This window comes from Spirillospora sp. CA-108201 (genome assembly GCF_050936235.1).
In the GTDB taxonomy this organism is placed as follows: Bacteria; Actinomycetota; Actinomycetes; order Streptosporangiales; family Streptosporangiaceae; genus Spirillospora.
In genome coordinates this window covers 8,797,574-8,810,168 of record NZ_JBNJNE010000001.1, presented here as the reverse complement: position 1 = coordinate 8,810,168, position 12,595 = coordinate 8,797,574, and the positions used below count along the sequence as shown (strand labels likewise).

Here is a 12,595-nt window from a genome sequence, read left to right as displayed (position 1 = left end):
GCGAGGTGGTTCGCGGCCGCCGAGCCCGCTCCCACGACGATGACGTCGCGCATCACAGGTGCCGGGTGAACCAGTCGGCGGCTTGGGCGGTGACCTCTTCCAGCGCTCCGGGCTCCTCGAACAGGTGGCCCGCGCCGGAGATCACGTGCACTTCGGAGGTCGCGAGGCTCCGGTGCGCCCGCTCGTTCAGCTCCAGGACCTCGGTGTCGCGCCCGCCGACGATCAGCAGGACGGGGGCCCGGACCGCCGCGAGCGCCGGGCCCGCCAGGTCGGGGCGCCCGCCGCGGGAGACGACCGCGGCGATCCGGGGACGGGCCGCGGCGGCGCCGAGCGCGGCGGCCGCTCCGGTGCTCGCCCCGAACAGGCCGATGGGCAGGCCGGCGGTGTGCGGGGCGGATTCGAGCCCTTCGACGAGGTCGTCGGCCGCGTGGACGAGCCGGCGGGTGAGCAGGTCGATGTCGAAGCGGAGGGCCGCGGTGACCCGGTCGGCCTCCTCCTCGGGGCCGGTGAGGAGGTCGATGAGGAGCGTCCCGATCCCGGCGGCGTTCAGGCCGGCGGCGACCGCGCGGTTGCGGGGGCTGTGCCGCGAGCTGCCGCTGCCGTGCGCGAAAAGGACGACGCCCCGCGCGCCGTCCGGTATGTCCAGGTCGCCGGTCAGCTCGGCGTCCGGCAGCCGCAGCGTGATCATGTGTTGGGCGGCTCCGCGCTGATGTCGGCGAGGGCCGAGCGCTCGTCGCGCTGGACGGCGAGGTCGCCGATGGACACCATCCCGATCGGGCGGTCGCCGTCCACGACCGGGAGCCGCCGGACGGTGTGCGCCCGCATCAGCCGCACGGCCTCCTCGGCGTCCGCCCCGGGCCCGACCGTGATCATGTTGGTGCTGCAGATGTCGGCGACGGCCGTGCGGGACATGTCCCGGTGCTCGGCCACGGCGCGGACGACGATGTCGCGGTCGGTGACCAGGCCGCGGAGCCGCCCCTCGTGGACCACCAGGACGTCGCCGATGCCGTGCCGGCGCATGAGGTCGCCGACCTCGACCAGGTTCGTGTCCGGGGACACCACGACGGGAGCGGGCGTCATCACTTCGTTCACCTTCTGGCCCATGCGAGACCTCCCTCTGGGGCTCGCGTACCCAGCGGCGAACGGGATATGTCTGGACGGGACCCGCCTACGCGGGCGAGTCCGGGCCCTCCTGCTCGGCGAGGAAACGCTCGAACTGCGCGCCGAGCTCGTCGGCGGTCGGCATGTCCTGCGACTCGGCGAGGAGGTTGTCGCGCTCGGCGGCGCCCGCGAACGCGTCGTACTGCTGCTCCAGCGCCCGCACGACCTTCTCGACCTCGTCGTTGCCCTCGACCTGCTCGGCGATGTCGGCGTCGGTGGCGGCGGCCGCCTCCCGCAGCCGGTCGACCGGCAGCACCAGCCCCGTCGCGGAGATCACGGACTCCATCGCGGCGACCGCCGCGGCCGGGTAGGCCGACTGCGCCAGGTAGTGCGGGACGTGCACCGCGAACCCGACGGCGTCGTGGCCCGCCTCGCCGAGCCGCAGCTCCAGCAGCCCCGCGGCGCTGCCCGGCACCTGCACCTTGTCGAACCACGAGTTGCGGGTGATCAGCTCGGGCCGGGTCGCGTGCGAGGTGGTGCCGACCGGGCGGGTGTGCGGGACGCCCATCGGGATGCCGTGGAAGCCGACGGTCAGCCCGACGCCGAGCCGCTCCACCAGGTGCAGGACGGACGCGGTGAAGCCCTCCCACAGCCGGTCGGGCTCCGGGCCGGACAGCATCAGGAACGGGCTGCCGGCCTCGTCGTGCAGCAGCCGGACGACCAGCTCGGGCGCCTCGTAGGTGGCCCAGTGGTCGCGGTCGAACGTCATCGGCGGGCGGCGCGCCCGGTAGTCGATCAGGGAGTCGACGTCGAAGCGGGCGATGACCCGGTGCTCCAGCGTCTCCAGGAGGTGCTCCCGCACGAGCTGCCCGGTCGTCCCCGCGTCCACGAAGCCGTCCAGGCTGTGCAGCAGCACCGGACCCGTCATGTCCGGCAGGTCGGAGTCGAGCTCGTACAGATCCTCTGGGTTAAGCAACTTCTCCCCCACCTCGTATGTCCTCAGCCCAAGAGTATCCACTGCGGTGCGGCGGGTGCCGGGCCTCGGGCCCCGGCGCCGGCCGCACCGGGAGCGGCGGACAGGTGGGGCCGACGTCAGGCCGGGCGGGGGTCTGTGAAGACTCGGCTGGTCAGGAAGTCTTCGGGGCGGAGGGTGGTGAGGGCCTCGCGGTCCACCTCGCCCGGGTGGGCGAGGAGGCGGTTGGCGTGGCGCAGGCGGGCGCGTTCTATCGCGTTGCGGACGGAGCGGGCGTTGGCGAAGCGGGGCTGGGCGCGGCGGCGGGCCAGGTAGTCGCGGAAGACCGGCTCGGTCTCGGGGGCGAGGGTGTAGCCCTCGCGGCCGGTCATCAGGCGGCCGATGGCCTCCAGCTCGCCGGGCTCGTAGTCGGGGAAGTCGATGTGGTGGGCGATGCGGGAGCTCATGCCGGGGTTGGACGTGAAGAAGGAGTCCATGCGGTCCTTGTAGCCGGCGAGGACGACCACCAGGTCGTCGCGCTGGTTCTCCATGACCTGGAGGAGGATCTCGATGGCCTCCTGCCCGTAGTCGCGCTCGTTCTCGGCCCGGTACAGGTAGTAGGCCTCGTCGATGAACAGGACGCCGCCCATGGCGCGTTTCAGGACCTCCTTGGTCTTGGGCGCGGTGTGGCCGACGTACTGGCCCACGAGGTCGTCGCGGGTGACGGAGACCAGGTGGCCGCGGCGGACGTGGCCGAGGCGGTGCAGGAGTTCGGCGAGCCGGACGGCGACGGACGTCTTGCCCGTCCCGGGGCTGCCGGTGAAGCACATGTGCAGGTTGGGGCGTCCCGAGTCGATGCCGAACCGGGCGCGGACGCGGTCGACGAGCAGCAGCGCGGCGATCTCCCGGATGCGGGTCTTGACGGGGGCGAGGCCGACCAGCTCGGCGTCCAGTGCGGTGAGGACGGTGTCGACCTGGGAGTCGGCGCGCTCCCTGGCGAGGTCGACGCGGGCGTCGGCCGGGAGCGGCTCCGCGGCGGCGGGTTCCGCCGGGTCCGCCACCGCGGAGCCGTTCTGGCGCATTCCGAAGCTCTGGCGCGTCCCCGGGTCAGGGCGTTCGCTCAACGTCCCGCCCCGTAGCGATCGCCCTCGGGACGGTCGAGGGCGTAGGGGTGCATCGTGTGGCGGACGCGCCGGTCGGCGGTCTCCGTGCGGTCGAGCCGGAAGCCGGGTTCCTCGGCCGGGCGCTGGACGATGAACGACAGCGCCGTCGTCTGCCGCCCGTAGCGGGCGTCGTAGGCGGTGAGGCGCACGTAGTGGCCCGGGTAGGCCCTGCGGCACTCGTTGACCTCGTACAGGACGCCGGCCGGGTCGGTGAGGTCGAACATCGGCAGGCCCCACATCTCCCAGTAGGAGTTGCGCGGGTGCGGGTCGTCGGTGAACTCGACCGAGCAGGGCCAGCCCTGGTCCAGGACGTAGGCGACCTGCTTGGCGATGTCCTCGTCGGTGAGGTCCGGCAGGAAGGAGAAGGTGCCTTGGGTGATCCGCATGTCACACGCTCACGGGGGTTTCGACGGCGTCGGGGGTGTCGGTGGACTCGTAGGTGAAGGTGATGTCGCCCCAGGTGGACAGGGCGACGTCCAGCTCGCGGCTGTGCTTGGCGGCGGCGCGCAGGATGTCCGGGCCCTCGGCGAGGTGGTCGCGGCCCTCGTTGCGCGCCTTGATCATCGCTTCCAGCGCGACGCGGTTGGCGGCGGCCCCGGCGGCGATGCCCATCGGGTGGCCGATCGTCCCGCCGCCGAACTGCAGGATGGAGTCCTCGCCCAGGTAGTGCAGGAGCTGGTGCATCTGCCCGGCGTGGATGCCGCCGGACGCGACGGGCATCGTGCCCGGCATCGACGCCCACTCCTGGTCGAAGTACAGGCCCTTCACCGGGTCGGCCTCCACGCGGTCGAGGCGGAGGGTGTCGTAGTAGCCGCGGACGCTGTTCGGGTCGCCTTCGAGCTTGCCGACGACCGTCCCGGCGTGGATGTGGTCGACGCCCGCGAGGCGCATCCACTTGGCGATGACGCGGAAGTTCACGCCGTGGGTCTTCTGCCGCGTGTAGGTGGAGTGGCCGGCGCGGTGCAGGTGCAGGATCACGCCGTTCCTGCGCGCCCACCTGGCCATCGACTGGATCGCCGTGTAGCCGGTGGTGAGGTCGATCATCACGATGACGCTGCCCAGCTCCTTGGCGAACTCGGCGCGCTCGTACATATCCTCCATCGTCGCGGCGGTGACGTTGAGGTAGTGGCCCTTGACCTCGCCCGTCGCGGCCTGCGCCCGGTTGACGCCCTCCATGCAGTACAGGAAGCGGTCGCGCCAGCGCATGAACGGCTGGGAGTTGATGTTCTCGTCGTCCTTGGTGAAGTCGAGGCCGCCGCGGAGGGCCTCGTAGACGACGCGCCCGTAGTTGCGGGCCGACAGGCCGAGCTTCGGCTTGACGGTCGCGCCCAGCAGCGGCCGGCCGAACTTGCCGAGGTACTCGCGTTCCATGACGATGCCGTGCGCCGGGCCCTGGAACGTCTTCACGTAGTGGGCCGGGATCCGCATGTCCTCCAGGCGCAGGGCCTTCAGCGCCTTGAACCCGAAGACGTTGCCGGTGATGGACGACGTCAGGTTCGCGATCGAGCCCTCCTCGAACAGGTCGAGGTCGTAGGCGATGTAGGCGATGAACTGGTCGCCCTGCCCGGGGACGGGCTCCACCTTGTAGCACTTGCCCTGGTAGTTCTCGTAGGACGTGAGCCGGTCGGTCCACACGACCGTCCAGGTCGCGGTGGACGACTCGCCCGCGACGGCCGCGCCGGCCTCCTCCGGCGGCACGCCCTGCTGGGGCGTGATGCGGAAGGCGGCGAGGATGTCGCTGTCCTTCGGCTCGTAGTCCGGGCGCCAGTAGCCCATCTCCGCGTAGGGGATCACGCCCGCCGACCATCTGCCCGCGCTCATCGCCGCTCTCCTTCAGCCGAAGCCTGGATGTGGCGGGACGCGGCGCGCCGCCCCGGTGGAGGACGGCATGTCCCAGGGGTTCGGGGGTGGAGCGCCGCGTCCCGGCCGCGTGGAACCGTGACGGGTCCGAGAATCGCCTCCCGATACTTGCGATGTCCATCAAGTGTTCTACGGTGACCGTCAAGCATTTGCTTGAACGAGGAGGCGGGACGTGACGGAGGCGCGGCTGCGGGCGCTCGTCGCGGTCGCCGACACCGGGTCCGTGCGGTCGGCGGCGCGGCGGCTGTACGTGACCGAGTCGGCGGTGTCGGCGGCGGTCGCGGCGCTGGCGCGGGAGCTCGGCGTCCCCCTCGTCTCGCGGGAGGGGCGCGGCGTCCGGCTGACCGGCGCGGGCGCGGTCTACGCCGGGTACGCGCGGCAGGTGCTCGGGCTGCTGGAGGAGGGCCGGGCGGCGGCGCGCGGCGCGGCGGACCCGGGGCGCGGACCGCTGCGGCTGGCGGCGGTGACGACGGCCGCCGACCAGATCCTCCCCGCGCTCCTGGCCTCGTTCCGGGCGCGCTGGCCGGACGTGGAGCTGGCCCTGGAGGTGGGGCCGCGCCGCCAGGTGTGGAGCAGCCTCGCCGCCCACGAGGCCGACCTCGTGCTGGCGGGCCGCCCGCCCGCCGGCGTCGCGGCGACGGTGCTGGCCAGGAGGCCGAACGAGCTGGTCGTGGTGGGCGCGCCGGATCTCGCGGCCGGGTTCGCCCTGGCCCGCACGCCGTGGGTGATGCGCGAGCCCGGGTCGGGGACGCGGGCGAGCGCGGACGCCTATCTGGCCGAGCGGGAGGCGGCGCCGCCGCGGCTGGTGCTCGGCTCGAACGGCGCGGTGATCGCGGGCGCGGCGGCGGGGCTCGGCGTGGCGCTGGTCTCGCGGGACGCCGTCGGCGCGGAGCTGGACGCGGGGCGGCTCGTGGTGGTCGAGGCGCCCGGGATGCCGCTGGACCGGCCGTGGCACGCGGTGGCGGGCGCGGCGCCGACCGCGACGACGCTGCTGTTCGTCCGGCACCTGCTGGACGCGCCCGGCTGGCGGCCCGCCGCGGCGGGTTCCACGACGGCTACGGAATGCTCCACAGCGACACCGACAGCAGACCCAGGCTGACCGCGATCAGGATCATCGCGACGGACCGCCCGCCCTCGCCGGACGGGGCGCCGCTCCGGCGCGTCAGCAGGACCACGAAGCTCATGAGGAAGCCCGCGGCGACGACGTCCATCACCACGGCGAGCCCGGTCACACCCTCACCATCCGCATCACCGCAGCAACCCTAGAGGAGCCCGCCCCCGGACGACCCGCATTCCCGGCAGCCCGCGCCCCCTCACGAGCCGCGCACCGCGCGCCTCTCTCCTGTACCGGGTCTCCTGGAGTGCGGTCGCTCACATCGGCGGGCCGTCGCGCATGGAACGCCGCGAACGCGACAGAATCGTGTTCGGATCCGCGAAAGGGGCCTCCATGACCGCCGACCGCCCGTACGACGTCGTCCTGTTCGGCGCCACCGGCTTCACCGGCGCCCTCACCGCCGAGTACCTCGCCCGGCACGCCGGTCCCGGCACGCGCTGGGCGCTGGCGGGACGCAACCAGGCGAAGCTCGCGGCCGTCCGCGACCGGCTGGCGGAGCTGGACCCGGCGTGCGCCGGGCTGCCGCTGCTGCACGCCGACACCACGGACGCGGCGTCGATCGAGGAGATCGCGAAGTCGGCGCGGGTCGTCATCACGACGGTCGGCCCCTACGTGCAGCACGGCGAACCCCTGGTGGCGGCGTGCGCGCGCGCCGGCACGGACTACGTCGACCTCACCGGCGAGCCCACCTTCGTGGACCGGATGTACGTGAAGTACCACGACGCCGCGGTGCGCAGCGGGGCCCGGATCGTGCACGCCTGCGGGTTCGATTCGATCCCGCAGGACCTCGGCGCCTACTTCACGGTCAAGCAGCTCCCCGAGGGCGTCCCCCTGCACGTCGAGGGGTTCCTGCGGGTGCGCGGGGACGCCTCCGGCGGCACCCTGCACTCGGTCGTCGGCATCTTCGGCGACACCGCCGGCATGATGCGCGCCGAGCGCGAGCGCCGCAAGGTGGAGGACCGTCCCGCCGGGCGCACCGTGCGGATCTCGCGCCGCCCGGCGCCGAAGGCCCGCGTCGCAGGCGGGTGGACGCTCCCGATGCCCACCATCGACCCGCAGATCGTGGTGCGGTCGGCCGCGGCGCTCGACCGGTACGGGCCCGACTTCTCCTACGGCTCCTACGTCGCGGTCAAGCGGCTCGCCACCGCGGCGGGGATGGCGGCGGGCTCCGGCGCCCTGCTCGCCCTCGCCACGCTTCCCCCGACCCGCAGCCTCCTGCTGCGGCTCCGCGCGTCCGGCGACGGGCCGTCCGAGGAGCGGCGCGCCCGCAACTGGTTCAGCGTGAAGTTCGTCGGGGAGGGCGGCGGCAGGCGCGTCGTGACCGAGGTCGCGGGCGGCGACCCCGGATACACCGAGACGGCGAAGATGCTCGCCGAGTCGGCGCTGTGCCTCGCCCACGACGATCTGCCCGCGACGTCCGGGCAGGTCACGACGGCCGCCGCGATGGGCGACGCGCTCGTCGAACGGCTCGTCAAGGCCGGGATCGCCTTCCGGGTCCTCGACGCGGGCTGACGCCGGTCAGATCGCCTTCCCGGGGTTCAGCACGCCGTCCGGGTCGAGGGCCCGCTTGATCCGCCGGTGGACGTCGCGGAGGTCCGGCCCCATCTCGCCGTCCAGCCACGGCCTCTTCAGGACGCCGACGCCGTGCTCGCCGGTGAGGGTGCCGCCGAGGTCGATCGCGGCGGAGAACACCTCGCCGGCCGCCGCCAGGACGGGCGGCGGGGGGCCGGGGAGGTCGCGGTCGAAGACGAACAGCGGGTGCAGGTTGCCGTCCCCGGCGTGCGCGACCGTGAAGATCTGGACGCCGTGCCGCTCCGCCGCCCGCTCGACGCGCTCCACCATCTCCGGGAGCCGCGAGCGCGGGACGCACACGTCCTCGACGAGGCACTTGCCGAGCCTCTCGGCGGCGGGGTAGGCCAGCCGGCGCACCTCCAGCAGCGCGTCGGCCTCCGCCTCGTCGGTGGACGCGGCGGCGAACGAGGCCCCGGCCCTCTCGCACTCGCGGACCAGCGCGCCCGCCGGGCACTCCGGCCCGTCGGTCTGCGCGATGACCACCGCGGCGGCGCCGGGGTCGAGGTCGATGCGGCGCCACTCGTCGATCGCGCGGAGCGTGGCCCGGTCGACCAGTTCCAGCAGGCTGGGACGCAGCCCGGCGCCCATGATCGCGGCGGCCGCCGCACCGGCCGCCGCCAGGGACGGGAAGGTCGCGAGCACGGTCTCGGGCGGGCGCGGGGGCGCCGGGAACAGCCGGACGGTCGCCGCGGTGATCACCCCGAGGGTGCCCTCGGACCCGACGAACAGCCCGGTGAGGTCGTAGCCGGTGACGCCCTTGACCGTCCGCCCGCCGGTCCGGATCACCGTGCCGCCCGCGAGGACGACCTCCAGCCCGAGCGTGGAGTGGCGGGTCACCCCGTACTTCACGCAGCGCAGCCCGCCCGCGTTGGTGGCGAGGTTCCCGCCGATCGTGGAGATCTCGTGGCTGGAGGGGTCCGGCGCGTACATCAGGCCGCGGGCGCGGGCCGCGCGGTCGAGGTCCGCGGTGATCACGCCCGGCTCGACGACGGCGACGTGGTCGAGCGGGGAGATCTCCCGGATCGCGGTCATCCCGGCCAGCGACAGCACGACGCAGCCGTCCACGGCGGTGGCGCCCCCGGCGAGCCCGGTGCCCGCGCCGCGCGGGACGACCGGGACCCGCTCCTGCCGGGCCCACGCCATGGTCGCGGCCACGTCGGCGGTGTCGCGGGCGCGGACGACCGCGAGGGGCGCGCCGGGGACCGCGTAGGTCTGGTCCCGCGTGTAGGCGTCCATCGCGTCCGGGTCGGAGAGGACGCGCCCTTCGGGGAGGAGGGCGCGCAACGCCTCGGCGGGGTCCCGGCCGGCCGTCACTTCGAGCACCGGTTGCGCAGGACGCCGAGTCCCTCGATCCCGGTCGTGACGACCTGCCCTGCACGCAGCCGCACCGGCGGGACGCGGCTGTCGCCGATCCCGGCGGGCGTTCCGGTGAGCAGCACGTCGCCGGGGTCGAGCGTCACGATGCCGCTGGCGTAGGCGACGATCTCGTCCGGCGGGAACAGCATGGTGGACGTCCGGCCGCGCTGCATGACCTCGCCGTCCACGGCGCAGGTCACCTCCAGGTCGGCGGCGTCGCCCACCTCGTCGCCGGTCACCAGCGCGGGCCCGAGGGGCGTCGTGGAGTCGAACGTCTTGCCCTGGAGCCACTGGGTGGTGCGGCAGTCCATCGCCGCCGACGCGGCGGGCAGCACGATCGGGTCGGACGGCCCGACCAGCGAACGCGCGAACTTGGCGAAGAGCGTCGGGTACTCGGGGGTGCCGAGCCCGGTCTCGGCGATGTGCGGCGTGTAGTTCAGCCCCACGCAGATGATCTTGCTGGGACGCGGGACCACCGGGGCGAGGTCCAGGTCCGCGAGCGGGACGGGCCGCCCGGCGGCGGACGCGGCCCGCTCGCGCCAGCCGGGCCCGGCCCCGAGCAGCGCCCCCACGTCCGGCGCGTCGAGCGGAGTGACGACGTCCCCGTCCAGCCGCCCCGCCCGGGTACCACCCTCGCCACGAAAGGTCAGAAGCCGCACACCATTCTCCATTTCCACAATACGGAACAGCATTCCGCAATACAGACAAGCAAGCCGAGGTGGTTGTGGGCGTCGACCGCCGGGAACGCGGCGCGGGGAACGCGCGACCCCGGCACGCGCAGGCGCGGCCGGGGCCGGTACTCGCTCAGCTCCATCGGGCTAGCGGATCCCTTCGGGCAGCGCGTCCCCGTGCGCCTCGATCATGTCCTCGACGAGGTCGTGGATCTGCGCGAGGGTCAGGGTCGCCGCGGCGTTCGGGTCGAGCATGGCCGCGTGGCGGACGTGGTCGCGCCGCCCCTCCAGCGCGGCCCGGACGGTCAGCTCGCCGACGTTGAGGAACGTCCGGTTGAGCGCGGCGAGCTGCGGCGGCATCGCGTCCCAAGGTCACGGCCGGGTTCGCCGCTTCCCGACATCGCCTACATGTACCGGTCGTGGGGGCCGCGCTCGGGCGCAGCCCGAAGGTGCCCGACCTGAAGAAGTACGTGGGCGGCCCCAAGACCGGCTGGAACGACTTCTGGCCCAACGCCCGGCAGACCGCGACCGTCAACGGCAAGGAGCTGAACTGGAGGCAGTCGATGAGGCCCCAGACGGCGAGGAACAGCGAGATCGACCGCACCGACGGGACGACGATGTGCCGGAACGTCCGCCACGGGCCCGCGCCGTCGATGGACGCGGCCTCCATGACCTCCTTCGGGATCTCCTGCAGCGCGGCGAGGTAGATCACGACGTTGAAGCCGAACCGGGTCCGGACGAAGATGCCGGTGATGACGAGCATCGCCTGGGACGGGTCGTCCAGGAAGCCCTGCGCGGGCAGCCCGGTCCGCGCGAGCAGGCCGTTCACCACGCCGAAGTCCTTGTCGAACACGAAGGCCATCAGCAGTCCCTCGGCGGCGGCCGAGGCCACGAACGGCACGAGGAGGCAGGCGCGGTAGAACCCGATGCCCCGGATGGGCTCGTTCAGCTGGCAGCGGGTGCCCGCGCAGGTCAAGGCTCCACCGGTCCGGGACCGGCCGGTTCAGGGCCGGCGGCCGGGGATGGGGATGACCGCCTCGACGGTCGTGCCGACGCCGGGCCGGCTCGTCACCGCGACCCGCCCGCCGAGCAGCTCGGCGCGCTCGCGCATGCCGCGCAGCCCGTAGGAGTCGGGGCGGCGGCCCCGGCCGCCCCGCGCGAGGACGTCCCGCATCGAGAAGCCGGACCCGTCGTCGGCCACCTCCAGCCGGACCCGGTCGCTGGAGTGCTCCAGGAGCAGGTCGACGCGGTTCGCCGACGCGTGCCGCAGGCTGTTGCCGACCGCCTCCTGCGCGATCCGGTACAGCGCGGTCTGCACGTGGTCGGGCAGCTCGTCCTCCAGCTCGCCCTCGACGGTCACCGTCACGTCGAGCGCGCCGGGAGCGCCGGAACCGTCCCCGGCCTCGCGGGCCAGGGTCGCGAGCGCCGCCGACAGGCCGAGGTCGTCCAGGACGGGCGGGCGCAGCCCCCCGATCGCCGCGCGGGTCTCGGCGGCGGCCAGCTCGCACAGCCGCCGCGCCATCATGATCTGCGCCAGCCCCTCGGGATGGTGCTCGGGCAGCGCCCGCTCGGCGGCCGACAGGTGGAAGCCGAGGCTGGCGAGCCGCTGGGCGATGCCGTCGTGGATCTCCCGGCTCAGCCGCGACCGCTCGGTCTCCTGCGCCTCCACGGCCCGCTCGGCGAACCGCTCGGCGGCGTGCTCGCGCTCGCGCGCCGTCCGCAGCCGCCGGCACGACGACAGCACCGGCGCGAACAGCCCGGCGAGCGCGGTGGCGAGCGCGAGGTCCTCCGGCGGGCACGGCCCGGCGGACCGGACGTCCACGACGGCGATCACGATCCCGTCGCCGTGCACGGGGATCGCGGCGCCCCGCCCGTCCGGGTGCGGGCGGGCGCGGCCGTGCGCGGCGGCCCGGCCCGCCTCGCCCTCCCCCAGCGGGACGGGCGCGCCCCGCCATTCCAGGACGCGCTCCTCGTCGTCCAGGACGTACACGTCGCAGAACGTCAGCGCCCGCGCGGACCGCACGACCAGCTCGGCCAGCTTCTCGGCCATGAGCGGCAGCTCGCGGTCGGAGCAGGCCACGCCGGCGACGCGCACGAGCAGGTCCGTCCCGCGCCCGGCGAGCAGTTCGAGCGGCATCGCGCCGGTCACCGGAACAGCCCCTCGCGGAGCGCGACGGCGATCGCCGCCGAGCGGTCGGCCACCTCCAGCTTGCGGTACAGGGCGCGCAGGTGGCTCTTGACCGTCTCCTCGCTGAGGACGAGCCGCGCGGCGATCGCCTTGTTCGACAGGCCGCCCACCAGCAGCGACAGCACCTCGCTCTCGCGCTGGGTGAGGCCGCGGTTGGCGCCCGGCCAGAACTCGCCGCGGGTGAGCCGGGCCGCGGTCACCGCCATCCGCCCGGCGAGCGTGGGGTCGACGACCGTCTCGCCCTGCGCCACCTCCTCCAGCCGCCGGACCAGCTCCGGCCCGTCGACCCGCTTGAGCAGGTAGCCGCCCGCCCCCGCGCGCAGCGCCTCGAAGACGTACTGCTCGTCGTCGTACACCGACAGGAACACTACGCGGGCCTCCGGGACGCGCCCGGTGATCAGGCGGCACAGGTCGAGGCCGCTCTCGGGGCCGAGCCGCACGTCCAGCAGGACGACGTCCGGGCGCAGCGCGGTGACCAGCCGGGCCGCCTCGTCCCCGGTCCCGGCCTGGCCGACGACGCGCACCCGGCCGGAGAACCCGGCGAGCATCGCGGTCAGCCCGGCGAGGATCATCTCGTGGTCGTCGACCAGGACGACGCGTACGGGGACACCCATCCCG

At 74.1% G+C, this 12,595-nt stretch carries 14 protein-coding genes and 1 pseudogene; 2 read left to right on the top strand and 13 right to left on the bottom strand.

Going from position 1 to position 12,595, the window contains the following annotated elements; all coding sequences use genetic code 11:
- Positions 1 to 52 precede the first annotated feature (52 nt).
- The 6 genes from ACQEU6_RS42135 to ACQEU6_RS42110 all read right to left on the bottom strand — a co-directional run bounded on the left by ACQEU6_RS42135 (position 53) and on the right by ACQEU6_RS42110 (position 5,037).
- A complete protein-coding gene (locus ACQEU6_RS42135; protein ID WP_499339376.1) occupies positions 53 to 688 on the bottom strand; it encodes a dienelactone hydrolase family protein in 636 nt (211 codons plus the stop codon).
- Positions 685 to 1,104 carry a CBS domain-containing protein gene (locus ACQEU6_RS42130; RefSeq protein ID WP_499339375.1) on the bottom strand — a complete coding sequence of 140 codons (420 nt, stop codon included), beginning with the start codon at positions 1,102 to 1,104 and terminating at the stop codon, positions 685 to 687. Before ACQEU6_RS42130 ends, ACQEU6_RS42135 begins: the two co-directional genes overlap by 4 nt.
- Positions 1,105 to 1,168: 64 nt before the next feature.
- On the bottom strand, positions 1,169 to 2,077 hold the full coding sequence (locus ACQEU6_RS42125) for a proteasome assembly chaperone family protein (RefSeq protein WP_499339374.1): 909 nt from the start codon (positions 2,075 to 2,077) through the stop codon (positions 1,169 to 1,171).
- Positions 2,078 to 2,193: 116 nt separating this feature from the next.
- On the bottom strand, positions 2,194 to 3,177 hold the full coding sequence (gene cbbX / locus ACQEU6_RS42120) for a CbbX protein (protein ID WP_499339372.1): 984 nt from the start codon (positions 3,175 to 3,177) through the stop codon (positions 2,194 to 2,196).
- The gene (locus tag ACQEU6_RS42115; RefSeq protein WP_499339371.1) at positions 3,174 to 3,602 is read right to left on the bottom strand and encodes a ribulose bisphosphate carboxylase small subunit; all 429 of its coding nucleotides are present in this window, start codon (positions 3,600 to 3,602) and stop codon (positions 3,174 to 3,176) included. The genes cbbX and ACQEU6_RS42115 overlap by 4 nt, the downstream gene beginning before the upstream one ends.
- Before the next feature lies 1 nt (position 3,603).
- Complete coding sequence (locus ACQEU6_RS42110) at positions 3,604 to 5,037, bottom strand: form I ribulose bisphosphate carboxylase large subunit (RefSeq protein ID WP_499339369.1); 1,434 nt, start codon at positions 5,035 to 5,037, stop codon at positions 3,604 to 3,606.
- A 211-nt stretch (positions 5,038 to 5,248) separates the two neighbouring features.
- Here ACQEU6_RS42110 and ACQEU6_RS42105 point away from each other — a divergent pair, with 211 nt between their 5' ends.
- Positions 5,249 to 6,175: a LysR substrate-binding domain-containing protein gene (locus tag ACQEU6_RS42105; protein ID WP_499339367.1), complete on the top strand. Its 927-nt coding sequence runs from the start codon at positions 5,249 to 5,251 to the stop codon at positions 6,173 to 6,175.
- On the opposite strand, the gene ACQEU6_RS42100 is transcribed toward ACQEU6_RS42105, so the two are convergent.
- Complete coding sequence (locus ACQEU6_RS42100; protein ID WP_499339366.1) at positions 6,132 to 6,308, bottom strand: hypothetical protein; 177 nt, start codon at positions 6,306 to 6,308, stop codon at positions 6,132 to 6,134. The two genes, ACQEU6_RS42105 and ACQEU6_RS42100, sit on opposite strands and share 44 nt — an antisense overlap.
- Before the next feature lie 215 nt (positions 6,309 to 6,523).
- On the opposite strand from ACQEU6_RS42100, the gene ACQEU6_RS42095 reads away from it, so the two are divergent.
- Complete coding sequence (locus ACQEU6_RS42095; RefSeq protein ID WP_499339365.1) at positions 6,524 to 7,702, top strand: saccharopine dehydrogenase family protein; 1,179 nt, start codon at positions 6,524 to 6,526, stop codon at positions 7,700 to 7,702.
- 6 nt (positions 7,703 to 7,708) lie between these two features.
- Here ACQEU6_RS42095 and ACQEU6_RS42090 read toward each other — a convergent pair whose 3' ends face one another.
- From ACQEU6_RS42090 to ACQEU6_RS42065, 6 genes and pseudogenes are all read right to left on the bottom strand, one after another.
- Positions 7,709 to 9,085 carry an FAD-binding oxidoreductase gene (locus tag ACQEU6_RS42090; RefSeq protein ID WP_499339364.1) on the bottom strand — a complete coding sequence of 459 codons (1,377 nt, stop codon included), beginning with the start codon at positions 9,083 to 9,085 and terminating at the stop codon, positions 7,709 to 7,711.
- The gene (locus ACQEU6_RS42085) at positions 9,073 to 9,777 is read right to left on the bottom strand and encodes a fumarylacetoacetate hydrolase family protein (RefSeq protein WP_499339363.1); all 705 of its coding nucleotides are present in this window, start codon (positions 9,775 to 9,777) and stop codon (positions 9,073 to 9,075) included. Before ACQEU6_RS42085 ends, ACQEU6_RS42090 begins: the two co-directional genes overlap by 13 nt.
- A gap of 159 nt (positions 9,778 to 9,936) precedes the next feature.
- On the bottom strand, positions 9,937 to 10,149 hold the full coding sequence (locus ACQEU6_RS42080) for a family 4 glycosyl hydrolase (RefSeq protein ID WP_499339361.1): 213 nt from the start codon (positions 10,147 to 10,149) through the stop codon (positions 9,937 to 9,939).
- A gap of 223 nt (positions 10,150 to 10,372) precedes the next feature.
- Positions 10,373 to 10,651 (bottom strand): annotated as a pseudogene (locus tag ACQEU6_RS42075) (carbohydrate ABC transporter permease); the annotation flags it as partial.
- A 141-nt stretch (positions 10,652 to 10,792) separates the two neighbouring features.
- Positions 10,793 to 11,938 carry a sensor histidine kinase gene (locus tag ACQEU6_RS42070; RefSeq protein ID WP_499339360.1) on the bottom strand — a complete coding sequence of 382 codons (1,146 nt, stop codon included), beginning with the start codon at positions 11,936 to 11,938 and terminating at the stop codon, positions 10,793 to 10,795.
- Complete coding sequence (locus tag ACQEU6_RS42065; RefSeq protein ID WP_179847252.1) at positions 11,935 to 12,591, bottom strand: response regulator; 657 nt, start codon at positions 12,589 to 12,591, stop codon at positions 11,935 to 11,937. Before ACQEU6_RS42065 ends, ACQEU6_RS42070 begins: the two co-directional genes overlap by 4 nt.
- Positions 12,592 to 12,595 lie beyond the last annotated feature (4 nt).

Excerpts from the sequence above, each read along its gene's own strand:
- ACQEU6_RS42135 (WP_499339376.1), bottom strand. The coding sequence starts at position 688 with ATGATCACGCTGCGGCTGCCGGACGCCGAGCTGACCGGCGACCTGGAC.
- ACQEU6_RS42130 (WP_499339375.1), bottom strand. The coding sequence starts at position 1,104 with ATGGGCCAGAAGGTGAACGAAGTGATGACGCCCGCTCCCGTCGTGGTG.
- ACQEU6_RS42115 (WP_499339371.1), bottom strand. The coding sequence starts at position 3,602 with ATGCGGATCACCCAAGGCACCTTCTCCTTCCTGCCGGACCTCACCGAC.
- ACQEU6_RS42110 (WP_499339369.1), bottom strand. The coding sequence starts at position 5,037 with ATGAGCGCGGGCAGATGGTCGGCGGGCGTGATCCCCTACGCGGAGATG.
- ACQEU6_RS42095 (WP_499339365.1), top strand. The coding sequence starts at position 6,524 with ATGACCGCCGACCGCCCGTACGACGTCGTCCTGTTCGGCGCCACCGGC.
- ACQEU6_RS42080 (WP_499339361.1), bottom strand. The coding sequence starts at position 10,149 with ATGCCGCCGCAGCTCGCCGCGCTCAACCGGACGTTCCTCAACGTCGGC.
- ACQEU6_RS42065 (WP_179847252.1), bottom strand. The coding sequence starts at position 12,591 with ATGGGTGTCCCCGTACGCGTCGTCCTGGTCGACGACCACGAGATGATC.